Raw genomic sequence first — 22,770 nt, 5'->3', positions numbered from 1 at the left:
ACTGTGTTTTGGGGAAACATGGTCATCTCGAAAACAGACTTCGCCTCATCTGCAAGTACGCGCGAGACGCTGGTCCCCGTGGTCAGCGCCATTGTCAGCGCTGTGCTGGCAGTGGCGATGCATGACACGTTTCCGGTGATGGCCGGCGTTACTGGCGCCTTTGCCGGCGCAGCGGCTGGCGTCCTGCTGCTGCGTCGCAGTTCCATCGCCGACTTGGACCTCGCCGCCCCTGATCCGCGCGAGGTGCGCCTCCATGCTCTGGAGACGGAGCTGGCTTGCGAGCGCACGATGCACGAGGCCTTCAAAAGAGACGCCGAGGCGCGCGAAGAGGAGCTGAAGCGCTTCCTCGCCGATCTGGAAATGACACATTCGGCGCTGGAAGGCCAAGCCTCGCAATCGGTCGAGTTGGCCGAGGAATTGGCCGAGCAGAAGCAGCACAGCGATTATCTCGCCAGCCACGACATGCTGACCGGGCTGCCGAACCGGCTCGCCTTCCAGGGGGAGCTGAAGCGGCGGGTCGAGTACGCCGCGAGCAGCGGATCGACCATCGCCTTGCTGTTCATCGATCTCGACCGCTTCAAGGATGTGAACGACACGCTCGGCCATGAGGCGGGCGATCGCCTGCTGCAGCAGGTCGCCGGCACTTTCGGTGCGGCGATGCGGCACGACGATTTCGCCGCCCGTCTCGGCGGCGATGAATTCGCGGTGATCGTGGAGATCCCGCCGGAAGAGGCGCGCGAAGTTGCGATCACTGTCGCCGAGCGGGTCCGGCAGGAGCTCCAACTCACGGTTTCCGCTCCGGGCACCGACCTCGCCATCGGCGCCACGATCGGCATTGCCCTCTGCCCTCAGGATGCCACGAGCGCCAATGGCCTGCTGCATGCCGCAGACGAGGTGATGTACGTCGGCAAGCGCCGCGGTCGGAACCGCGTGATCACTACGGACGAGCTGAAGCAGGCGTAGTTATCGGGCCGGCGGCCGGAACTCGGGCGGTTTCAGGCGTCCGAGGCAGGCATGGCCCGGCATGCGCGTGGGGTCATCCAGGAACTGCTTGGCCAGCTCGCCGGCGCAGGTCTCGTTGCTCAACACGTCATGGCCGACGCTCAGGAACTCGAAATAGAAGCTGTTGATGAGGCGGCTGCCTGCCAGCCGGGCGTATTGCGGCGGCGTGATGGGGTCATAGAGGCCGGTCAGCAACAAGGTGGGCACGTCTGAATAGATCGGCTGATTCTCCACTGGATCGAGGGGACCCATCGGCCATTTGACGCAGGCGACGCCCCAGGAACCATCATCCGCAAAGCTCTTCAGCAGCGGATAGCGCAGATAGTCCCGCCGTAACTTCGCCAAGTCATTGAACGGCACCTCCTCGTGGCAATCGATCGACAGGCTTAGCGCATCTCCCCAGTCGGGCCGGTCGACATAGAGATCCGCGAGATAGCCGATTTCGTTGGTGACGGCGGCAGGGGATCCCTTCTCGAACAGGTCAATGATCTGCGGGACGGTCTCGATGCCGGACCGGTTGTACATGTTCTGGAACAGGTAGTTCAGCAGTAGCTCCCCCGTCACCACCACCTTGGCTTTCTTTCCGCTTTCCAGCTCCACCTCGCGCTCGATCGGCGTCTTGTTGAGCTTGTCGACGAGTGCCCGCAAGCGCTGCTCGAGGTTCGGATACCAGCGATCGCAGTTGAGCGAGCGGCGACAGCCTTCGAACAGCACGCGGAAGGCGCGATCCGTGCGCCAGGCGTCATCCTCCAGGAAGGCGGATTCCGGCAGATAGACCGAATCCAGAATCAGGCTGCGCACATCGTGCGGATAGTCGCGCGCATAGGTCAGCGCCAGGCGTGTGCCGTATGACAGGCCATAGACGTTCCATTGCTGCAACTTCAGCGCACCCATCAGATCGTGCAGATCGGTGGCGCTATCTCTGCTGGTATACGAAAGCGGATCGTGCCCCTCCTTCTCTATACGCACGCGGCAATCCGCAGCCGCCTTGACCCATGCCTCGCGCGCTGCGTTGCGGTTGAGCCCAAAGCTCAGGGAGCGGATCTGCACAATTTCCTGCTCCGGGCAATCCATGCGCGGGGCGGTGAGCCCTGTCCCGCGCTGATCCATCAGCACCAGATCGCGCTCATTCACCCAGGCATTGTCGGCGACAAACTGCCACCAGAAATCAATTCGGTCAGAATCCAGCCACGCGCCGTCACCCGGTCCGCCGGCGAGGTAGACGACAGGATCTTCCCGCCTTCGCGTTTCGGCAACCGAGATGACAACCACCGGCAGCTCGAGGGTCACCTCGCTGCGTCCCGCACGGCTTTCCGGAACGCGCAAGCGATAGCATCGGGTGGTGATCTTGTCCGGCGCTTTGAACCAGCAATCGGCTCGCGCCAGCTTGCCAGGGTCGGCCTGCGCATGGTCCGCTCCCGAAAGGCCGGCGAGGCACGCAAGGCCCAGCGCTCCGACCCAAATTCCCAGTTTCATGCGTTGCAGCCGCTCGCCTCGATTCAACGGAACGGCTCATCTTGCTGGCCGCGCACCGAGCCGGCAAGCCTCCTTTGCGGCGGAGCGTGAGCCCGCTAGACTGCGCCCGTCGCGACGAGGGTCCATCCTGCATGCGCCGCCGCACTGTCGTCAGCCTCGGGCTGTTCGGTTTGCTCATCCTGCTAGTCGTAGCGGCGGGCGCGGCAGTCATCTGGCGCAATCCGCTAGCCGAAGCCGTCATCTCCACCTATGTCGAGCGCACCTACGGCGTGCCGCTGACCATCGCCGTGAGCGAGATCGATACATCGTCAGCGAGCATCGCCCATGTCAGGGTGGGCCGGAACGCGCCGTTCGAAGCCAGCGACATCCGGTTGGAATACGACCTCCCGGGTCACCTCAAGGCGGTTAGCGTCGGGACAGCATACGCCCACGGCCGGATTGAAGGCGGCACCGTCACGCTGGGCGACCTGCAGCCGCTGATGGAACGTGGCGATGAAGGCGCGGCGGCATCCGACACCGCGTTGCCGGAGGTCATTTCCGTTGACCGGCTCGATCTGGCGCTGGAGACGCCGATGGGTGGAGTGGCCATCGGCGGTTCGGCACGTTTGGGCCAAGGCGCGTTGGCGCTCGATCTGACGGCGACCGATCCAGCCGGACATACGAAGGCCGCGGCGAAGATCGATATATCGAGCGCGTTCGACGAGCCGATCATGACCGGCGATGTGCAGATCGCGCTCGCCCCGCAATCGCCGCTGTGGGCCTTCGCCCCGGAGATCGCGCCGCAGGAGGGAACCGTCGAAGCCAGCCTGCGTCTCGACGAGGTCACCGCCGGCATCGAGCCAACGCCCGGAACCAAGCCTCTGTCTTTCTCGCTGCGCCTCAACCAGATCCGAAACGGCCTGCTTGCGGCGCCGCTCTCCGGCACATTGTCTGCGGAGATCCGCTCCACGCATCTGCCGCTCGACATCGACAACATCGTGCTGGAGCTCAGTGGCGGCTTGTCGCCCAAGGCGACGGCGCAGGCGAACGGCGCGGCCACGGTCGCCTTGTCGGCCGGCAAGCTGGCGCTGGACCTGAACGCCGCGATCAGCGCGTCGGATGAGAGCTTCGCGCTTTCTGGCTGGCAGGTGCGCCAGCCGCAGATCACCGCGCCCGTGCATATGACGCTAGTGAACGGCGTGCTGGCCACCGCGCTGTCCGCCGAGGGCCAGATCGCGCACAAGGGAATTTCCGACACGGCGAAGAGCACGACGATCGGCGGCGGCTCGGTGAAGCTGACGAGCGACAGCACCGCGTTCCGCATGGATACACGGACGGGCACCTGGAACGCAGCTGCAATCACCGGCGCCATCGCACTCAGCGCCAAGTCCTGGGGCGAGACTGTCGATCTGCGCATTCCGGCACTCGACGCGGTGGTCGAGAGCAACGAAGCCGGCCTCACGTGGCACATGGCCAGCTCCAAGATCTCCCTTGCAAACAAGGCGCGCGGTGTCTCGGCCACCAATGCGCTTATCAAGCTGTCCGGCAAGGGTGAGGCGATCGAAGGCGAGCTGCGTGTCAGCTCGTTGGACGCGGGCTACGGCCTACCGACCTTCACGCTCAACGGGACCGGGCGCATCAATGCGGGCAAGCTTGCGGCGCAGCTCAACGCTATCACCGGCGCCGGCGGCGGCGTGAAGCTCGGCGGCATCAAGCTGACCGGCAACTTCAACACGCGCGACTATGTCGCCAATCTCGATATGGGGCCGATCACCTTCAAGCCGGACGGGCTGCAGCCGGCGGACCTGTTCCCGCGTGCGAAGAGCTATCTCCGCGATTTCTCAGGCAGCGTGCGGTTGGCAGGCCCGGTCACCTGGTCGAAGGGCAAGGCGAAGGCCGACGTGAAGCTGGGTCTCGAAGGGCTGACGGGACAGGGCGGCCCCGTGCTGTTTCAGAACCTGAACGGCGTGATCGAGATTGACGAGCCTTGGCCGGTTTCGACCCGGCCAAATCAGGTCCTGGCGATCGAGCAGCTCGTTACCGGCTTGCCAATGACCAACGCCCTGCTCCGATTCGAATTGCACGGGCCACAGCTGCAGATTGCCGAGGGCCGTCTGCAAATGGCGGGTGGCCGTGCCAGCATCGCGCCGACCACGATCGCGCTGAACGCGGCTGGACAGAGAATGACTCTCAACATCGATCAACTTTCCGTCAGCGAGCTGTTCAAGATCACAGGCGTGGCGGGGCTCAGCGGCGAAGGCGCGATTTCCGGCACGGCACCCATCACTTTGTTTCCCAACGGCATTATCGTCGACAACGCGAAGTTCGCGGCGGAAGCGCCGGGAATTCTGCGCTACGATCCTGCCCAAGCGCCGGCGGCCTTGAGCAGCGCAGGCGATTCGGTCGGACTGGCGTTGCAGGCTTTGTCAAACTTCCATTACAAGGAATTGATCGTGAGCCTGAACCGAAAGCTGACCGGCGATGCCGAGCTGGGCTTGCACATAGCCGGCAGCAACCCTAGTTTCTACAACGGCTATCCAGTCGAATTTAATCTCAACTTATCCGGGAAACTGGATGAGGTTCTGCGCAAGGGCTTGGCGGGGTACCGCCTGCCTTCTATCATCGAAGAACGGTTGAACGAGCTGCAATAGAGGGCCCCGCTGTGCGACTACTTCATCCACGCCGAACGCGCGTCCTGCTCCCCTGCCTGATCGGCGGCATGGCCGCCGCAACCCTGGCGGGTTGCACCCCGACCGTGAAGGTCGAGGCCCCGGACAAGCCGATCGTGATCAACCTCAATGTCAAGATCGAGCAGGAGGTCCGCGTCAAAGTGGACCGCGACGTCGAGACGTTGTTGCAAAATAATCCCGATCTGTTCTAACGGAGCACCGCGATGACGAGCTTCAAGATCAAATCGCTGCTGGGCGGGTTGCTCATGGCACTGGCGATGCTGTTCTCGGCGCCGGCCATGGCCGAGTCCCTGGACCAGGCGCGCGCCGCCGGTCTGGTCGGCGAGCGGCCGGATGGGCTCCTTGGCCTGGTCGACCCCAATGCGCCGGCGAGCGTCAAATCACTCGTTCAATCCATCAACGCGCAACGCCTGCTAAAATACCAGGAACTCGCCAAGAAGGAGAACGTGCCGGCGGAGCAGGTGGGCGCGATCGCCGGCGAGAAGACGATCAAGGAGCGCGTGAAGCCGGGCTGGTACTACATGGATTCCTCTGGCAATTGGGTGAAGAAGTAAGGACGGATGGATGGCGGCGATCCCGCGGAACATCGAGGAGACCCTCACCCTTCTACGGCAAGGCCACTACATCGCCGATCGCAGCCTAGCGACTGCCGTCTTTCTTTCCTTGAAGCTGAAGCGGCCCTTATTCCTCGAGGGCGAGGCGGGCGTCGGCAAGACCGAGATCGCGAAGGTGCTCAGCACCACGCTCGGCCGGACATTGGTGCGCCTGCAATGCTACGAGGGCCTCGACGTCGCGAGTGCCGTCTATGAGTGGGACTATCCCAGGCAGATGCTAGAGATCCGCCTCGCCGAGGCGGCGCACATCGACTCCAAGGAGCGGATCGCGGCGGACATCTTTTCCGAGCGCTTCCTGATCAAGCGCCCTTTGCTCCAGGCGCTGGAAAGCGAAGCCAGCGGGCCGAAGGTGCTGCTGATTGATGAACTGGACCGGACCGACGAGCCGTTCGAGGCGTTCCTGCTGGAGCTGCTCAGCGACTTCCAGGTGACCATCCCCGAGCTCGGCGTCATCAAGGCGGGCGAGCCGCCGATCGTCGTCATCACCTCCAACCGCACGCGCGAGATCCACGACGCGCTGAAGCGCCGCTGCTTCTACTACTGGGTCGATTATCCGAATGCGGAACGCGAACTGGAAATTCTGCGCGCGCGCCTGCCGGCCGCCAGCATGGATCTGTCGCGCGAGGTCGTGGCCTTCGTGCAGAAGCTGCGCGGGCGAGATCTCTTCAAGCTGCCTGGCGTGGCGGAGACCATCGATTGGACCGACGCCCTGGTGCAGCTGGATCAAGTGACCCTGACGCCGGATTCGATCGACCATTCGCTCGGCGCCCTCCTCAAGTACCAGGACGACATCGCGCGCATCCGCGGTAGCGAGGCCGCCAAGATCTTGGAAGAAGTGCGCGCGGAGATGGCCGCCGCGCGGCGCTAGGGCAGCAGATGGTTGCCGGGCCCGAAGCGACTAGCCGCCTATCCGAGAACATCATGCAATTCGCGCGCGCCTTGCGCGCCGCCGGCCTGCCGGTCGGCCCCGGCAAGGCGATCGACGCCGTGGAAGCCGTCAAGGCAGTCGGCATCGGCGATCGCGAGGACTTCTATTGGACGCTGCACGCTGTGTTCGTGCAGCGGCGCGAGCAGCGCGAGATCTTCGACCAGGCGTTCCACATCTTCTGGCGCAACCCGCAGTTCCTGCAACGCATGATGACGCTAATGCTGCCCTCCTTCCGCGGCGAGGAGATCGACGCGAGCCATCAGGAGATCAGCCCGCGCGTCGCCGACGCCCTACGCGGCAACCAGGCGGGCCAGGAAGGCGAAGCGCGCGAGCCAGATCAGGAACAGGTGGAGGTCGATGCCGCCCTCACCTTCTCCAGCCGCGAGTTGCTGCAGAAGATGGATTTCGAGAAGATGAGCCTCGCCGAAATCGAGGCGGCAAAGAAGGCGATCGCGCGCATGCGCCTGCCGGTCGAGAATGTGGCGACCCGCCGCTTCAAGCATGATACGCGCGGCCATCGCGTCGATATGCGCGCGACACTCCGCGCCGGGCTGCGTGATCCCGACATCATCCCCTTGCAGTTCAAGTCGCGCCGCCGCAGGCGCCCGCCTTTGGTCGTGCTGTGCGATATCTCCGGCTCCATGAGCCGCTATTCGCGCCTGGCGCTGCACTTCATTCACGCGCTGACGACCGACCGCGACCGCGTCCACTCCTTCCTGTTCGGTACGCGCCTCACCAACGTCACGCGCCATCTGCGCCACCGCGACGTCGACGTGGCGCTGGACCGGATCTCCGAAAACGTTCCGGACTGGTCCGGCGGCACCCGCATCGGCCATTGCCTGGCGGAGTTCAACCGGCGCTGGTCCCGGCGAGTGTTGGGCCAGGGGGCGCTGGTCCTTTTGATCAGCGACGGGCTGGACCGGGAGGGGGCCGTGGGCCTCGAGGAGGGGATCGAGCGGCTGCACAAGAGCTGCCGACGGCTGATCTGGCTTAATCCCCTTCTTCGTTATGAGGCTTATCGTCCCCAGGCCCAGGGCGCAAAAGCCATGATCAAGCACGTTGACGATTTCAGGCCGATCCACAATCTTCAAAGCATGCAGGATCTGGCGGCGGCGCTGAGCGAACTGGGCTCGCGCGGCCAGGAATCGCGTTCAAAGGTGGCGGCATGACGCATCAGGAAGAAGACGTTCTGCAAACCGCACTTAACTGGAAAAAGGACGGCCGCGACGTGGCGATCGCCACGGTCACCAGCACCTGGGGCTCCTCACCCAGACCGGCGGGCAGCCAGCTGGTGGTCGACGGCAGCGGCGCGATGGTCGGCTCCGTCTCCGGCGGCTGTATCGAAGGCGCGGTGGTGCGCGAGGCGCTGGATGCGATTGCCGACGGCAAGCCGCGCCTGCTCGATTTCGGCGTGACGAACGAGCAGGCCTGGGAAGTCGGCCTTGCCTGCGGCGGCAAGCTGCAGGTCTATGTCGAGCGGCTGGAATGAAGGCCAGCGACCTTTCGCGCCTCGTTACGGCCAAGACCGAACGGCGGCCGATCGCATTGGTCACGGATCTCGGCAGCCATCAGCAGGCCCTGTTCGAAGCCGGCAACGAAGCCCCATCCCTCAGCCTTTCTCCGGCCCAACAGGCCGCCGTCGCGGAGGCGCTCGCCGCCAACCGGTCCGGCGAGATCGAGATCGAAGGCCGCCCCCTGTTCGTGCAGGCGCGCGTGCCTGACCCGCGCCTCGTCGTTGTTGGCGCGGTCCATATCACTCAGGCATTGGCGCCGATGGCGGCACTGGCCGGCTACGAAGTCATCGTGGTAGATCCGCGCCGCGCATTCGCGACCGGCGAGCGTTTTCCCAGCGTGACGCTGCGGCACGATTGGCCGGACGAGGCGCTCGATGCGATCAGGCTCGATGAGCGTAGCGCCGTCGTGACACTGACACACGACCCCAAGATCGACGACCCCGCGCTCGATCGCGCCTTGCGCTCAAGGGCTTTCTATATCGGCGCGCTCGGCAGCAAGAAGACCCATGCGGCGCGGCTGCAGCGCCTCACCGAGGCTGGGTTCGATCAGGCCACGCTTGCCCGCATCCACGGCCCTGCAGGCCTTGCCATCGGCGCGAAATCGCCGGCCGAGATCGCCATCTCCGTCCTGGCGCAACTGACCGCTGCGCGCCACGGCCAGTCCACCCGATGATCTTCGCCGATCTGCCCGTCGCGGACTGCACCGGCGCCATCCTGGCGCATGCGGTGCGCAACGGCGAGGTCGCCTTCAAGAAAGGCCGGGTGCTCAGCGCTGCCGATATCGACGTGCTAAAGAGGTCCGGCCGCCGCACGATCACCGTCGCGCGGCTCGAGGCTGACGATATCGGCGAAGATGCGGCGGCGGCGGCGCTCGGCACACTGCTTGCGACGGATGGCTTGCGCGTGGAGGCGCCGTTCACAGGGCGCGTGAACATCTATGCGCGGGAGCGCGGCATCCTGCGCGTCGATGCGGCACAAGTCGATGCGATCAACGAAGTGGATGAGGCCATCACGCTGGCAACCCTCGCGGACTATGCCGCGACGGAGCCGGATCAGATGGCGGCAACCGTCAAGATCATCCCCTTCGCGGTGAAGCGCGCGCAGCTGGACGCTTGCCTTGCCGTCGCGCGGCACAAGCCGGTCCTGACATTCCACGCTTTCCGGCCGCGCAAGGTCGCGTTGATCCAGACTGAGCTGGCGGCGCTGAAGCCGAGCTTGCTCGACAAGACGGTCGCCATCACGAACCGTCGCCTTGCCGCGATGGGTACCGGCGAAGCCGCCGACCTGCGCGCACCGCATGAGCCCGCAGCCTTGAGCTCGGTCATCAAGAGCGCGCTCGCAGACGGCGCCAGCATCGTGCTGGTGATGGGTGGCTCCGCCATCATCGACCGGCGCGATGTCATTCCCAGCGCGATCGAACAGGGCGGCGGCACGGTGCTGCAGTTCGGCATGCCGGTCGATCCCGGCAATCTCATCCTGCTGGGCGAGATCGGCGGCAAGCCGGTGATCGGCCTGCCCGGCTGCGCGCGCACGCCGAAGCTGAACGGGTTCGACTGGGTGTTGCAGCGCCTGATGGCCGATATCCCGGTGACCGCGCGCGACCTGCGCCGCATGGGAGCGGGCGGCCTGCTCAACGAGATTCCGGCCCGGCCGCAGCCGCGGGAATCCCGCCCTCGTCCAGAGGCGCGGCGCCCGCGCGTTGCCGGCCTCGTCATGGCAGCCGGCCGCTCCAGCCGCATGGGCGCCAACAAGCTGCTGATGGACGACGATGGCAAGCCGATCGTGACGCGGGTCGTGGAGCATGCGTTGGCCGCGGACCTCGCGGAAATTGTCGTGGTCACTGGTCATCAGGAGACAGAGGTGCGCGCCGCGCTCGCCGAGCAGACGGTGCGCGTCGTCCCCTGCCCCGATTATGCGGATGGCATGAGCGCTTCGTTGCGCTGTGGCCTCAAGGCCCTGTCCGCCGACATCGATGCTGCGCTCATTCTGCTGGGCGACATGCCGCGGGTCGGCGGCACCCTTATCCGCCGCATGATCGCCGCCTTCAATCCGACCGAAGGACGCGCCATCATCGTTCCGTCCTTCCAGGGCAAGCGCGGCAACCCGGTCCTTTGGGATCGCAGCTTCTTCGGCGAGATGATGGACTTGCACGGCGATGTCGGCGCGCGTCATCTGATCGGTGAGCACGCGGAGCTGGTGACGGAGATCGAATCCGAGGATGCCGGCATCTTTCTCGATATCGACACGCCAGAGGCGTATCGCACCTTGAAGCGGGATCAATCCGGTGAGTGAAGCGCTCTATCACAAGGCCCTGGTCGACCGGGCACGCGCCGCCTTCGGCAAGGGCCGCCTGCCCGATGCCACGAGCAGCGCGACGGTGGACAACCCGCTATGCGGCGACCGCGTCACGCTCGATCTGGCGGTGAAAGACGGGCATATCGAGACCATCACCCACCATGTGCGCGGCTGCCTACTGTGCGAAGCGGCAGCAGCCACCATCGCCGAGTTCTGCCGCGGCAACAGCAAGGACGAGCTGGACGCCATCACCCAGGCCGCGCGCAAGCTGATGGCAGAGGGCGGTGGGCTGGAGCCGCGCTGGCAATGTCTCGAGATCTTCCGCCCCGTGCACGGCGCCAAGAGCCGGCGTGATTGCGTGCTGTTGCCGTTCGAGGCCTTGAAACGCGCGGCCTCAGCTGCCTTTTGACCCCGGCGGCGGAAGCCCGTCGAGGAACCGCATCACCGCCTCGATCATGCCGAACTGCACCAGGTTGTTGTGGCCCGCTTCTTCCAGCCACAGCGCCGATTTCGGCTCTCGCGCGCGCTCGAACACCATGCGGCCGAAGCGCTGCGGCGTGACCCAGTCACGCGCGCCATGGATCACGAACAGCGGCGCATTGACCTTGTCGATCTTTTCGATGTTGGCGAACTTGTCCTTGATCAGCCAGTCGAACGCGAACATGGGAAAGCGTGCACGCGCCGACAGCAGGATCGAAGCGAACGGTGCTTCCAGCACGAGGGCCCCAACCCTGCGCTCGATCGCCATTTGGGTGGCGACGGCGGCGCCGAGAGACTCCCCATAGAGGACCAGCTGATCGTCCTTGACGCCCTGCTGCGCCAGCCAGTCCAGGTGCGCGCGGCCATCCTCGTAGAGGCCGGTCTCCGTCGGCTCACCCGGATTGCCGCCATAGCCGCGGTAGCCGACCAGCAGCAAACCGAAGCCCCGTTCGAGATAGGGCTGCACGCGCCCATGCCGATCGCCGAGCGTTCCGGCATTGCCGTGGATATAGACGATGGTCCGTTGCCCAGGCTGGGCCTGCGCGTACCACGCAGTCAGGGCCAGTCCGTCGGTGGTGCGGATCGTCTCCTCGCTCATGTAGGAGGCCACGGTGGAGTTGATGAGGTCGAGCGGCCCGATCCCGGGGCGGAAGACGTGGCTGCGCTGGGTGACCCATAGATAGCCGAGGACCGTCAGATACATCGCTCCGACGGCGATGAGAACGCTCAGCACGGAACCCAAAATGCCTTTCCCCCTCACGATCGGTCGCCTGCCGCTCCAGTTCGCCCCGCCGTCCGCCTGCCTGAGCGTCGGATCGGGGCCTGCCCATGCTTGCCAGAACCGACTTGATCCGCCAAGCGCCAGCCGCATTTAGCGTGCATTCGAGCCAATCGCGTGCAGGGGCTATGTGGTTGCCGATGCTCGCCAAAACCGGCGAACACAACGCATGAAGAGCGGCTCCTAAACCTCGAATTGGCCTTCCAGTTCCTGTTTTGCCCCCCAATCGGGCTTGCTTTTTGTCGCAAATCGGCCCCATGCTAACCATGGCGTTGCAGCTAAGGGGCCGATCGTCTGCGGTGGGCCGGGGTGTTGGAGCGCTCGCGTGGGGTTCTTCGACTGAGAGTTGGACATGTCCGATCAAAATCAAGGCGGTTCCGCGAGTGAGTTGCGGGGCCGCATCAAGTGGTTCAATCCGGAAAAGGGTTTTGGTTTCGTTACGCCCGCCGACGGTGCACCTGACGTCTTCCTTCATATCTCGGCGTTGAAGGATGCCGGCCTGCAGGACGCTCCGGAAGGCGCAACGATCCATTGCGAAGTTGGCCAAGGCCGCAAGGGCGTTCAGGTGACGCGCGTGATTACGCTCGACACCAGCACCGCAACACCGCGCCGTCCTCCCCAGCGCCGTCCGTTCGGCGGTGGTGGTCGTGGTCCGGGCGGCGGGGGCCCGCGCGGCGGATACGAGCCGCGCTAAGACTGTCCCGGCGGGCAGCCGGGCGCGACCTTAGCGACGAATGGAAGTCACGGCGGGGAGGCAGTCACGCTGTCCGATTGGGGATCGGACAGCACGGGGTGGCCTGCCTTGTCATGAAATTCACGAGCGCAATGGCGCGCTCTCTGGCGCGCCGGCATTTTTGCGTGCGCTAAGTCGGAAAGGCGATCGAGAGAATCTCGAGTTCCAGATCGCCCGCCGGCCGCTTCCAGATGACGACATCCCCTACCTTGGCATCGGTCAAGGCGCGAGCCAGCGGCGAAACCCACGAGAGCTTGCCGACTGCGGCATCCGCCTCATCCTCACCCACAATCTGGAACTTGCGGCGAGTGCCTTCCTCATCCTCGGTCTCGACGGTGGCCCCGAAGGCCACGCGACCCTTCGGCTGCGCCGCCGGGTCGATCACGATCGCCCGTGCGATGCGATCCTGGACGTAGCGGATATCGCGCTCCAGCGCATGCTTCGCATCCTGGTCGATCAGCTCGTTGCCGACCGGCTCGACCATGCGCTTATGCGCCTCCTCCAGCGCTTGAAGCTGCTGGTGGAGCGCGTCGAAACCGGCAGGCGTAATGTGGTTCGGATACGGACTTTGCGGCCGTTCCGGAAGCTCATTGCCCTGCTCGTCGTTTTCCTTGACGAAAGCGCGGCTCATGCTTGACCCAATGTTGCGGACCTCATATCCCAATACACTCCATCAGATTTGGTTGCGGGTCAAAGGAATCCGGTGGCAGTTCCTGTGCTGCCACCCACGCGGCCCAGGTGGACGACGGGGCACAACAATCCAATGAAACCAATCGGCTAAAGCTGGGTTATGGAATGTCGAGAAAATTCGACGTAGTGATCGTCGGCGGCGGCGTCATCGGCTCCTCAGCGGCCTATTTCCTGGCTGCAGAGGAAGCGTTTGGCGGAAGTATAGCTGTTGTCGAGCGGGATCCCACGTATGCCGAAGCCGCCACGCCACGCTCGGCCGGCGGTATCCGGCAGCAATTCTCGACGCCCGAGAACGTGCTGATTTCGTCGTTCGGCGCCTCCTTCATAAAGTCGGCTGCCGAGTACCTGACGGTCGCAGGCGAGGCGCCGAGCCTGCAGTTCCATGAAGGCGGATATCTCTTCCTGGCGACCGGCGCGGGCCTGCGCACCTTGATTGCCAACCAGCAGCTGCAGCATCAACTCGGCGCCGAGACACGTTTGCTGACGCCCAACGAACTAGCCGCCACCTTCCCTTGGCTCAACTGCAGCGATCTGGCGGGCGGCAGCTTCGGCCCACGCAACGAGGGCTGGCTCGATCCCTACAGCCTGCTGCAGGCGTTCCGGCGCAAGGCGCGTTCACTCGGCGTGACTTATATCCAGGAAGAGGTCGCGGGCATCAACGTCTCGCAGAACCGCGTGACTTCGGTTTCGCTGCGCTCCGGCGAGACGATCGGATGCGGCGCGGTCATCAATTGCGGGGGTATCAATGCCTGGCGCATCGCGGCGTGGATCGGCCTTGATCTGCCGGTCAGGCCGCGCAAGCGCCTGGTCTATGTGTTCGATTGCCGCGAAGAGCTGACCGACGTTCCGCTCACCATCGATCCGACCGGCGTGTGGGTGCGGCCTGAGGGCGCCAACTTCGTCTGCGGCGTCTCGCCGGAAGAAGCCAACGATCCCGACAGCACGGACTTCGAACTCGACTACAGCCTGTTCGAGGAGGTGATCTGGCCCACCCTTGCCCACCGCGTGCCGGCCTTCGAGGCGATCAAGCTGATCCGCGCCTGGGCCGGTCACTACGACTACAACACCCTCGATCAGAACGTCATTATCGGCACGGCGCCGCACGTGCCGAACTTTCTGATGGCGAACGGGTTCTCCGGCCATGGGCTTCAGCAATCACCCGCGATCGGGCGCGCGCTCAGCGAGCTCGTGACCTTCGGGGAGTATCGCACATTGGATCTGCGGCGCTTCGGCTATGATCGAGTACTGAACGGCCAGGCGATCCGCGAGGCCAATGTCGTGTGAGCAAAGGAGATCTAGCCATGGCGACCCAAACCGCCCTTGTCTCCATCATGTGCGAAGATCGCGCCGGCCTGATCGCGGATGTCACCGGGCGGCTCTATGAGCTCGGCATCAACCTGGGTGACACGACCTTTGCTGTGCTGGGCAGCGGCGCGAAGTTCACTCTGGTCGCGAAGCTGCCGCCGGACGTCACCATCCCTGACGTGGAGGAAGACCTTCGATCGATGCCGGTGCTGCGGGGCGCCGAGCTTTCCGTCGCGCCCTTCGTCTACCGCGAGACACACGACCCGTCCGCCTACATCACGCACCGGATCGAGATCACCGGCGATGATTCGCCCGGCCTGATCGCGCGGCTCAGTGAGGCCCTCCGACAGATCGGCGCGAACATCGTAGAGCTCAATTCCGAGAGCGTGCCGGGCGCGAGCGGAGCGCGCTTCCTGCTGCGGATGTCGATCTCCGTGCCCAAGGGCAAGGAAGCCGTCTGCATGGCAACCGTCGCCAACACCGCCGGCCAGATGAACCTCTCCTGCCGCTGGGAGCAGGTGTAGCTCCCACATTCCCAAGAGGCTTCCCTTCCCCCTTTGCGGGGGAGGGAGCACGATTGGGACCGTTAGGGCTTCGGGCAGACCAGGTTCTGCTGCGCCTTTTCCACGTCGAGTACATAACGCGGCCGCGTGGTGCACTGGACGTTGTAGGTCTCGATCGTCTGCCGCAGTTGGTTGAGCTGCTGATTGTAGGCCGGCCGGATCTGGAGCTGGATCAGGTTCCTGAGCGCGATCTGCTGCGCGATCAGGTCCTGCAGCACCTGCTGGCCGACAACGTCGGTCGAGGGTGTCCGCGCCGCCTGCTGCTTGATCTGGGTGTCCAGGTTGGTCAGCTCCCGCTGGCGCTCCTGCAGCAGTGCGCCCTGCGTGTCCACGTTCGATTGCTGCTGATCCAGCACCTCTTTCTGGCACAGGCACGCCGCAATCTCGTCCGGTGTCATTGCTGGGCCGGCCGGCGCCTGGGATTGCGCATTGGCCGCGGGAGACCATCCGGTCACCCAGGCTCCGAAGATCACGGCGGCGAGCAAAGCGGATGGCAAAAGCGGGCGGGTAGCACGAAGACAGTGCATGGCGGCTCCAGCGTGATTGTGATTCCCATATCGGTTCCACCCCGATTATGGCAGTCTTGCGCCGCGTTCAACAACCTGCTCAACTGCCGACCGTCTTCACCCCATGCGCATCGCGATCATCGGCGCCGGCCTGCTAGGCGTGGCGTCCGCCTATTACCTGGCCAAGGAAGGCCACGAAATCCTGGTGCTCGACCGGCAATCAGGCCCGGCGCGGGAAACCAGTTTTGCCAATGCCAGCCTGCTGACCCCGAATCATTCGTTCTCCTGGGCAGCGCCCAGCGCGCCCTGGCTGCTGCTGAAGTCGCTGTGGCAGGCCGACAGCGGCTTGCGTTTCAAGCCGCACATGAACAGCCAGTTGCTCGACTGGGGCCTGCGCTTCCTGCGCCATTGCACGCCCGGCCGGCACCGCGCCAACACCCTCGCCAAGACCAGGCTGTGTTTCTACAGCATGGCGGAAACTGACAAGGTTACGCGCGAAACTGGCATCAGCTGGCAGCGTGGCTCCCAAGGGGTCCTCTACCTGTTCCGCGACCGCCATGAGTTGGAGCTGAACGACAGGAACCTAGCGCTGCTGCGCGAAGTCGGCGCGGCGATCAAGCCGATCTCCTGGGACGAGGTGGTGGCAATCGAGCCCGGCCTCGCGCACGCCTGCTCCAAGTTCGTCGGTGCCATGCACGGCACGTCGGACGAGGTGGGCGACGCCCGGCGCTTTACCGAGGCTCTGGCCGAGGTCTGCAAGGCGCGCGGCGTCACCTTTCGCCTCTCCACCACGATCGACGGGCTCGACCTCGAAGGCGATCGCGTGACAGCCTTGAAGACTGCCAGCGGGCCCATCAAGGCCGATGCCTTTGTTCTGGCAGCCGGCAGTTATTCGCCGCAACTGGCGCGCCGCGCCGGTCTGCATCTGCCCATCTATCCGGTCAAAGGTTATTCCATCACGGCGCCAGTCGGTGATCCGGAGCAAGCGCCGCGTACCGGCGGGCTCGACGAGGGCACTCTGGTCGCGTTCGCGCGGCTGGGCGATCGCGTCCGCATGACGTCGGTTGCCGAGGTCGGCGGCTACGACACGAGCTATAGCCCCGAGAATTTCACGAAAATTCTAGCGACCGGCCGCGAATTGTTTCGCGACGGCATCGTCCTCGATCGTGCGGAACATTGGGCATGTCTCCGTCCGGCCACACCCGATGGGCCGCCCTATATCGGGCCAACTTCTGTGCGCAATCTGTGGCTTAACACCGGTCACGGCTATCTCGGCTGGACCATGTGCTGCGGCTCGGCGCGCCTGCTCGCTGATCAAATGATGGGCAGGGCGACGGAACTCGACACCCGCCTGTATCGTTATGGACGATATTGATGTGGCCGTACGTTACCCTTGGTAATCGACGGTTAAGGTACCTACATTTAGGTTTATGAGCATGCGACTGACGCGGACCCTTCTGGCCTGTTCGGCATTGGCGCTGCTGCTGTGGCAGCCGGCGTTGGCGCAGGACGCGCCGTTGGACCTGGAGCAGGCGTCGATTGACTCCAATGCCATCGCGATCGCGACCGCAACCAGCTACACGCAAATCCCCGCCGGCACTGCCTTGGACGTCTCGACCGGCCTAAGCACCGAGCTCGCAAGTGATGCCGTCGAGTTGACCAGCGGCACGCTGAAGCAGGGCGGCTACACCATTTCGCGCGACGCGCCCTATGCACTCGACGTTACCGCCGTGCTCGTACGTGGTGTCGGGCAGGAGCAGAACGCGCCGCGCGCGACGCAAGGGTCGGTCCGCGGTGACCAGTACACCAACTCCGAAAAGAGCGCGGCCGGCGATCCGCTGACACAAGGCAACTTCTTCGACAATACGAGAGGCGCGTTCCTGTCACCGGTCGAGGTTCAACGTGGCGGTCATCTGCTGCGCGTCAGCCTGTCGGTTTATGACCGCAAGTCCGGCCTCTATGTCTGGCGCGGGCAGATCGAACGTGACAGCCTGCAAGTCAACGTCGATTCATCGATGCAGCAGATGGTGCCTGCCCTGCTCGCCCATTTCGGCGAGTCCTTGCCGGCGACCGCCGTTCCCCTGAAGTAGCTTTCCGCCCTACATGAAATCCCGCGGGATGGAAAAGACATCCTGGTCGGAAAAGATTCGCTCGCCGTTGAGATAGGCGTCCACCGTCGCGGTGAAATGGAAATGCGTCGCGTCGCCCTTCAGGGTCGTCCGCGTGACGCTGCGCGCAACCCAGTCGCCTCGCGACAGTTCGTGGTGATAGACGCAATCCGCTTCGGCCGACAGCGGATCGTTGGGTCGGATGCGATAGCGCTCGATGGCGCCGCAATCCAGCCGCCAGTCGATATCGTCATAACGGATCCCGCCGCTGTCCTTCACCATCACCAGCTCGGTCGCGCCAGTCGCCACGTCGCGCGTAATCGTGCGGCGCCAGTCATCCGCGCGCGTGATGGTGTAGGGCTCCCGCGCCGATTTGGCAGGCGGATCGAAAGGACCCAGATCCGAATCCTCCGGATGCGGCGGCCGCACTGGTAGCGCCAGCCGGCTGTCATGCACATGGACCGTGAGCGTGAGCGCTTCAGGCCCGGGCCAAAGCTGCGGCCAGCAGGCCGTGGAGATCGCCACGCGTAAGCGGTGGCCGGCCGAGACCTCATAGGCGATCGTGTTGAGTGGGATGGTGGCGCGATAGATCTTCCTCGGCTCCAGCGCGATCGGATTGGCCTCGTCCCAGGCATGGTTGAGCCCGAAAAGGGTGTAGGTGATGCGCGTCGATGTGCCGTCTGGTGCGACATCATTGAGCCTGACGCAGATCTTGGCCACCGGCCGGTCAACCGAAAACGTCAAGTGCAGGCGCGGCGTGCCAAAGAATGCCAGCGGTGCATCGAGCGGCAGGGTATCGAAGCAGAGCGAACAGCCGTCATCGGTGCGTTGATCGTCCGGGAAGTCGCCGTCGCTGCCGCCATAGGAGCACCATTCGACCGTCATGGCGCCGGTATTCTGGGGTGATTTGGTGCAAAGGGGTGCATCGGATTGCTGTGTTGCCTCAAGCCCGCGCGGACCAAGCCAGAAGTCCTGCATCGCAATACGCGGCGCCGGCCAGTCGCGATGGGCGATCCAGCGGCCGGGCCGCAACGCCGCGCAGGGATCCGGCGCATGCGACGTGTTCATCCACGCTTTCAGCTTCGGCTCGGCCATCAGGCCGGTGTCGCGGCCCTTCAGCCAGTGATCCCAGAAGCGCAGCGCCTCCTGCAGGAAGCCGATCGCCGGGCCGGGCAGTGCCTTGTTGGGATAAGCATGGCCCCATGGCCCGACCAAACCGAGACAGGGCGCCTTCAGCCTCTCCACCAGGCGCCCGACCGCGTTGGAATAGCCGTCTTCCCAGCCGCCGATCGCGAACACGGCGCATTCGATCGCGTCATAGTTCTCGCAGGCCGAGCCCTGGCGCCAATAGTCGTCGCGGCGCTGGTGGGCGTACCAGATGCGCGCCGGATACTTGTAGTGCTGGAGGCGCTGGAGCCACATGTCGCGCCAGCGTTCGCCGACCACCGCCGGATCGGGCGGCTGCGAGACGAAGGCATACATCGCCGAGGACCAGGCGAAATTGTCGTGCAGCAGGCAGCCCTGCATGTAATGCACATCGTCGTTGTAGCGGTCGTCCGATGCGCAGACGGTGATGATGGCCTTCAAGGCTGGCGGCCGGTGCATCGCCACCTGGAGCGCATTGAAGCCGCCCCAGGAGATTCCCATCATCCCGACCTTGCCCGAGCACCAGCTCTGCTCCGCGACCCAGGCGATGGCGGCGATCAGATCGGCCTGCTCCGCAGGCGTGTATTCGTCGTCGGGCAGCCCCTCGGAATCGCCGGTGCCGCGCAGATCGATGCGGAGGCAGGCGTAGCCGTGCCCGGCGAAATAGGGATGCATCTCCTCATCGCGCGTCTTCAGGCCATCCCGTTTGCGGTAGGGCAAGCATTCGAGGATCGCGGGCACCGGATCGGCGTCGGCATTCTCGGGCAGCCACATCCGCGCCGCCAGCCGCACGCCGTCGGCCATCGGAATCCACAGGTTGTCGACGCAGCGGATGCGCCGCGGGAACTCTGTCACCACCTGCATGGCACCCTCAGTGCAGGACGAAATACGCGAGCAGCGGCAGCGTCAGGAACGAGAGCGCGGTGGAGATCACCACCATAGCCGCTACGTCGGCGTGGGCGCGGCCGTAATACTGCGCGAACAGAAAGTTGAACACAGCGACCGGCATCGCGCTCTGGATGATGAGGACGCCCGCCGCGGTGGGCGGCAGCTCGTAGACATTGACCACCACCAGCGCGATCAGGAACCCACCCGCCAGCCGCACGATGGAGAGCAGCAGGTTGCGCCCCAGTTCGTTCACCTTCAGCTGCGCCAGCGAGACGCCCAGGATCAGCAGCATCATTGGGATCGTGATGTCGCCCAGGACGCCGATCGTGTTCTCGATCCAGGTCGGCAGCTGTATGCCCAGCACCAGCAGAACGATCGAGATCACGACGGCATAGATCGTCGGCGTGCGAACGAGGCGCGAGAGCGACAGGTTGCCGGCCGACAGCGAGATACCCAGGGTGAACTGCAGCGTGACCGTGCAGCTGAAATAGACCACGGCCAAGGCCAGCCCTTCCTGCCCGAACGCGAACAAGGCGAGCGGCAGGCCCATATTGCCGGTATTGGGGAAGGTCAGTGCCGGCAGATAGGAATTGATCGAGAGCTTGAGGACGCGCAGCACGATGAAGCCGAGCACAAGGAAGCCGGCGACGGCCGTCAACACTGCCACGCCCATCTCCGCGATGGCCTTGGGCGCGATTTCCAGTGTCATCAGCGCGTGGGCCACCAGGCACGGCGTGCCGATATTCGTCGCGATATCGGTGAGGAACACGCTGTCGAAGCGGCGTCCCATCTTGGCCCAGGTGAACCCGATGCCGGCAACCAGTAGTACCGGCAGGACCACCGCACTCAATTGACTGAGCAAGAACCCTTTCCCCCGGAGTCACGATGAGGCCCCTCGCTTATGGCACAGGAAGGACGATTGCCGCACCCCCGACATTCGCCCTACGATAATCGCCAGCAAGCTGTACACAGCTTTGGCTAAGTTGGCAATCCGACGAGGAAAAGTGCATGCGTTCCAATCAGGTTGGCGGGCACGCGGCGATCGCCCTGCTGGAGGCATATGGAGTGGACACGGTGTTCGGGATTCCGGGCGTCCACACCTTGGAACTCTATCGCGGCATCGCCGATCGCAAGATGCGCCATATCGGCGTACGGCATGAACAGGGCGCGGGCTTCATGGCGGACGGCTATGCCCGCGCCTCCGGCCGGCCCGGCGTTTGCTGCCTGATCACCGGCCCAGGCCTGATGAACGCGGCGACACCGATCGGCCAGGCCTACTCGGATTCCGTGCCGGTCCTGGTGCTGGCCAGCGTCAATGACAGCAGCGATCTCGGCAAAGGCCGGGGGCGATTGCACGAGATCACGGACCAGCAGGCCGCGATCCAGCCGCTGACCGGCCTCACGCGCACCATCCGCGACCCAGCGGAACTGCCCGACGCGATGGCGGATGCATTCCGCTTGTTCGAGGCCGGCCGTGCGCGACCTGCTGTCCTCAACCTCACCCTCGATATGCTGCGCGCGCCAGCTGCCGTGACCGATGTGCAGCGCCGGCGCGCGAGCCGGCCGCAGCCGAAGGGACCGGACATCGAAGCGGCGGCCAAGCTGATCGACGCGGCGGAGCGGTCGATGGTCATTTTCGGCGGCGGCTGTGCCGACTGCGAGGCGGAGGCACGCGCCTTCCTGCGCAAGTCCGGCGCGGTCGCGGTGACGACCACCGCCGGCAAGGGCGTGATCGCCGATTCCGATCCGGCGACCTTGAGTTCCAGCCTGCAAAGCGAGGCCACACAGCAGGCGCTGGCAGACTCCGATCTGGTGATCGCAGTCGGGACAGAACTTGCAGAAACAGACCATTGGAGCGGATCACTCACCTTTCGCGGCAAGTTGATCCGCATCGACATCGATGCCCCGACCCTCACGCGCGACTATCCGCCAAGTATCGCGTTGCTCGCCGATGCAGGACCGACTCTCGCAGCCCTGACCGAGCGCATCCGCGGGGGCCGCAAGCCGGACGGGACACGCATCGCCCGGATCCGCGCTGCCAATGCAGAGGATCTCCAGCCACTGGAGAAGAGGCACGTCGCCGTGCTCGACGCCGTGCGGGCCGCTCTGCCGGCAGACGGACAGGTCTTCACCGACATGACCCAGATTGCCTACACGGCCAACTTCTACTTCCCCTGCGAGGTGCCGCGGCGCTGGTTCCATCCGCTCGGCTTCGGAACCCTGGGCTATGCCATGCCTGCGGCGATCGGCGGCAAGATAGCCTGCCCGGACCGCCCGACCATCGCGATCGTAGGCGATGGCGGGTTCCTGTTCACGATGCAAGAACTGGGAACCGCCGTGGAGCTAGGCCTTCCCCTCCCCGTCCTGGTCTGGAACAACGACGCCTTCGGCCAGATCGCCCAAGGCATGAACGCGCGCGACATCCCGGAGCTCGGCGTACGTCAGCGCAACCCCGACTACCTGGCGCTGGCCCGCGCCTTCGGTGCGGACGCGGTCCGCCCGGGCAGCCTGCAGGCCCTAAAGGATGCGGTCGTGGCGGCGTTCTCGGCCAGGGGGCCGACCCTGATCGAGGTGCGAGAGGATGCACCGTTTCTGACCTAAGTGCTCGGCAAAATTTGCCGAACCAGTTTTCAAGCCGCCGGACTTATTAGATTGATTTTACAAGATATCTTTTCATTGACGGAATGGCACAGAGCTTGCGACGAGGCTCCCTGGTTAGAAGAACCAAGGAGATTACCCCAATGCTACCCGCTCTCGCTCAAGCCCTTGAAGACCAGCGCCCGATGACGGACGCTGAACAGCGCGTTGCCTGCTTCGAGATGTTCAACACCTTCTGGCAGGACGCGGCCGACCGCGGCATCCCGTTCGACACGATCGGCACCATGTCGATCTCCGCGGCCTTGTTCGCGCTGGTCGCCGCTCACGGGCAGGAGACGACCGCCGAGTTTGTGCGCGACCTGGTCGAGATCATCCGCACGGGCGAGTTCAATTTACCGACCGCGACGCATTGACCGGTTCGACAGCGGCCGTCGGAGCCATTAAGACTACGGCGCGCCGATTTGGCGCGGCGATGGG

23 protein-coding genes are annotated in these 22,770 nt (G+C 64.7%); 17 read left to right on the top strand and 6 right to left on the bottom strand.

Features of this window, described 5'->3' with window-relative positions; translation table 11 throughout:
* The first annotated feature begins 18 nt into the window (after window positions 1–18).
* Window positions 19–963 (top strand): GGDEF domain-containing protein, encoded by a 945-nt coding sequence (locus tag DTX69_RS12360; protein WP_162917113.1) that lies wholly within the window; start codon window positions 19–21, stop codon window positions 961–963.
* Here DTX69_RS12360 and DTX69_RS12355 read toward each other — a convergent pair whose 3' ends face one another.
* A complete protein-coding gene (locus DTX69_RS12355) occupies window positions 964–2,478 on the bottom strand; it encodes an alpha/beta hydrolase (RefSeq protein WP_119301852.1) in 1,515 nt (504 codons plus the stop codon). It lies immediately after the preceding gene.
* 131 nt (window positions 2,479–2,609) lie between these two features.
* Between DTX69_RS12355 and DTX69_RS12350 the strand changes: the two genes are divergently transcribed.
* The 9 genes from DTX69_RS12350 (at window position 2,610) to DTX69_RS12310 (ending at window position 10,907) form a co-directional block, all read left to right on the top strand.
* Window positions 2,610–5,108, top strand: a complete 2,499-nt coding sequence (locus DTX69_RS12350; RefSeq protein ID WP_119301851.1) for an intermembrane phospholipid transport protein YdbH family protein — start codon at window positions 2,610–2,612, stop codon at window positions 5,106–5,108.
* A 68-nt stretch (window positions 5,109–5,176) separates the two neighbouring features.
* Entirely contained in the window at window positions 5,177–5,338 is a 162-nt protein-coding gene (locus DTX69_RS12345; RefSeq protein WP_119301850.1) for a YnbE family lipoprotein, read from the top strand.
* A gap of 12 nt (window positions 5,339–5,350) precedes the next feature.
* Window positions 5,351–5,701, top strand: coding sequence for a YdbL family protein (locus DTX69_RS12340; RefSeq protein ID WP_119301849.1), 351 nt, complete (start codon window positions 5,351–5,353; stop codon window positions 5,699–5,701).
* A gap of 10 nt (window positions 5,702–5,711) precedes the next feature.
* Window positions 5,712–6,629 (top strand): AAA family ATPase, encoded by a 918-nt coding sequence (locus tag DTX69_RS12335; protein WP_119301848.1) that lies wholly within the window; start codon window positions 5,712–5,714, stop codon window positions 6,627–6,629.
* A gap of 53 nt (window positions 6,630–6,682) precedes the next feature.
* A complete protein-coding gene (locus DTX69_RS12330; RefSeq protein WP_284735721.1) occupies window positions 6,683–7,858 on the top strand; it encodes a vWA domain-containing protein in 1,176 nt (391 codons plus the stop codon).
* Window positions 7,855–8,178, top strand: coding sequence for an XdhC family protein (locus tag DTX69_RS12325; protein WP_119301846.1), 324 nt, complete (start codon window positions 7,855–7,857; stop codon window positions 8,176–8,178). The genes DTX69_RS12330 and DTX69_RS12325 overlap by 4 nt, the downstream gene beginning before the upstream one ends.
* Entirely contained in the window at window positions 8,175–8,876 is a 702-nt protein-coding gene (locus DTX69_RS12320; RefSeq protein WP_119301845.1) for an XdhC family protein, read from the top strand. The genes DTX69_RS12325 and DTX69_RS12320 overlap by 4 nt, the downstream gene beginning before the upstream one ends.
* The gene (locus DTX69_RS12315; protein WP_119301844.1) at window positions 8,873–10,495 is read left to right on the top strand and encodes an NTP transferase domain-containing protein; all 1,623 of its coding nucleotides are present in this window, start codon (window positions 8,873–8,875) and stop codon (window positions 10,493–10,495) included. Before DTX69_RS12320 ends, DTX69_RS12315 begins: the two co-directional genes overlap by 4 nt.
* Window positions 10,488–10,907 carry an iron-sulfur cluster assembly scaffold protein gene (locus tag DTX69_RS12310; RefSeq protein ID WP_119301843.1) on the top strand — a complete coding sequence of 140 codons (420 nt, stop codon included), beginning with the start codon at window positions 10,488–10,490 and terminating at the stop codon, window positions 10,905–10,907. Before DTX69_RS12315 ends, DTX69_RS12310 begins: the two co-directional genes overlap by 8 nt.
* On the opposite strand, the gene DTX69_RS12305 is transcribed toward DTX69_RS12310, so the two are convergent.
* Window positions 10,893–11,849, bottom strand: coding sequence for an alpha/beta hydrolase (locus tag DTX69_RS12305; protein WP_119301842.1), 957 nt, complete (start codon window positions 11,847–11,849; stop codon window positions 10,893–10,895). The genes DTX69_RS12310 and DTX69_RS12305 overlap by 15 nt on opposite strands.
* Before the next feature lie 259 nt (window positions 11,850–12,108).
* Here DTX69_RS12305 and DTX69_RS12300 point away from each other — a divergent pair, with 259 nt between their 5' ends.
* Window positions 12,109–12,450, top strand: a complete 342-nt coding sequence (locus DTX69_RS12300; RefSeq protein ID WP_119301841.1) for a cold-shock protein — start codon at window positions 12,109–12,111, stop codon at window positions 12,448–12,450.
* A gap of 169 nt (window positions 12,451–12,619) precedes the next feature.
* Here the strand turns inward: DTX69_RS12300 and DTX69_RS12295 are convergent, their stop codons facing one another.
* Window positions 12,620–13,120 carry a GreA/GreB family elongation factor gene (locus DTX69_RS12295; protein ID WP_119301840.1) on the bottom strand — a complete coding sequence of 167 codons (501 nt, stop codon included), beginning with the start codon at window positions 13,118–13,120 and terminating at the stop codon, window positions 12,620–12,622.
* A gap of 164 nt (window positions 13,121–13,284) precedes the next feature.
* Between DTX69_RS12295 and DTX69_RS12290 the strand changes: the two genes are divergently transcribed.
* Both DTX69_RS12290 and DTX69_RS12285 read left to right on the top strand, forming a co-directional pair.
* Complete coding sequence (locus DTX69_RS12290; RefSeq protein ID WP_119301839.1) at window positions 13,285–14,463, top strand: NAD(P)/FAD-dependent oxidoreductase; 1,179 nt, start codon at window positions 13,285–13,287, stop codon at window positions 14,461–14,463.
* Window positions 14,464–14,480: 17 nt separating this feature from the next.
* Entirely contained in the window at window positions 14,481–15,008 is a 528-nt protein-coding gene (locus DTX69_RS12285) for a glycine cleavage system protein R (protein ID WP_119301838.1), read from the top strand.
* A 62-nt stretch (window positions 15,009–15,070) separates the two neighbouring features.
* Here DTX69_RS12285 and DTX69_RS12280 read toward each other — a convergent pair whose 3' ends face one another.
* Entirely contained in the window at window positions 15,071–15,502 is a 432-nt protein-coding gene (locus tag DTX69_RS12280) for a hypothetical protein (protein WP_162917112.1), read from the bottom strand.
* A gap of 175 nt (window positions 15,503–15,677) precedes the next feature.
* Between DTX69_RS12280 and DTX69_RS12275 the strand changes: the two genes are divergently transcribed.
* Both DTX69_RS12275 and DTX69_RS12270 read left to right on the top strand, forming a co-directional pair.
* Window positions 15,678–16,928 carry a D-amino acid dehydrogenase gene (locus DTX69_RS12275; protein WP_119301836.1) on the top strand — a complete coding sequence of 417 codons (1,251 nt, stop codon included), beginning with the start codon at window positions 15,678–15,680 and terminating at the stop codon, window positions 16,926–16,928.
* Window positions 16,929–17,025: 97 nt separating this feature from the next.
* On the top strand, window positions 17,026–17,643 hold the full coding sequence (locus DTX69_RS12270) for a hypothetical protein (RefSeq protein ID WP_284735720.1): 618 nt from the start codon (window positions 17,026–17,028) through the stop codon (window positions 17,641–17,643).
* A 9-nt stretch (window positions 17,644–17,652) separates the two neighbouring features.
* Here DTX69_RS12270 and DTX69_RS12265 read toward each other — a convergent pair whose 3' ends face one another.
* A complete protein-coding gene (locus tag DTX69_RS12265; protein ID WP_119301834.1) occupies window positions 17,653–19,671 on the bottom strand; it encodes a CocE/NonD family hydrolase in 2,019 nt (672 codons plus the stop codon).
* A gap of 7 nt (window positions 19,672–19,678) precedes the next feature.
* Window positions 19,679–20,557, bottom strand: a complete 879-nt coding sequence (locus DTX69_RS12260; protein WP_284735719.1) for an AEC family transporter — start codon at window positions 20,555–20,557, stop codon at window positions 19,679–19,681.
* Window positions 20,558–20,703: 146 nt separating this feature from the next.
* Between DTX69_RS12260 and DTX69_RS12255 the strand changes: the two genes are divergently transcribed.
* Window positions 20,704–22,296 carry a 5-guanidino-2-oxopentanoate decarboxylase gene (locus DTX69_RS12255; RefSeq protein WP_119301833.1) on the top strand — a complete coding sequence of 531 codons (1,593 nt, stop codon included), beginning with the start codon at window positions 20,704–20,706 and terminating at the stop codon, window positions 22,294–22,296.
* 182 nt (window positions 22,297–22,478) lie between these two features.
* The gene (locus DTX69_RS12250) at window positions 22,479–22,706 is read left to right on the top strand and encodes a hypothetical protein (RefSeq protein ID WP_162917110.1); all 228 of its coding nucleotides are present in this window, start codon (window positions 22,479–22,481) and stop codon (window positions 22,704–22,706) included.
* Window positions 22,707–22,770 lie beyond the last annotated feature (64 nt).

It is taken from the genome of Dongia deserti (genome assembly GCF_003574735.1).
Taxonomy (GTDB): Bacteria; Pseudomonadota; Alphaproteobacteria; order Dongiales; family Dongiaceae; genus Dongia_A; species Dongia_A deserti.
The sequence above is the reverse complement of the archived record's forward strand: the minus strand, read 5'-3'. Positions and strand labels throughout refer to the sequence as shown.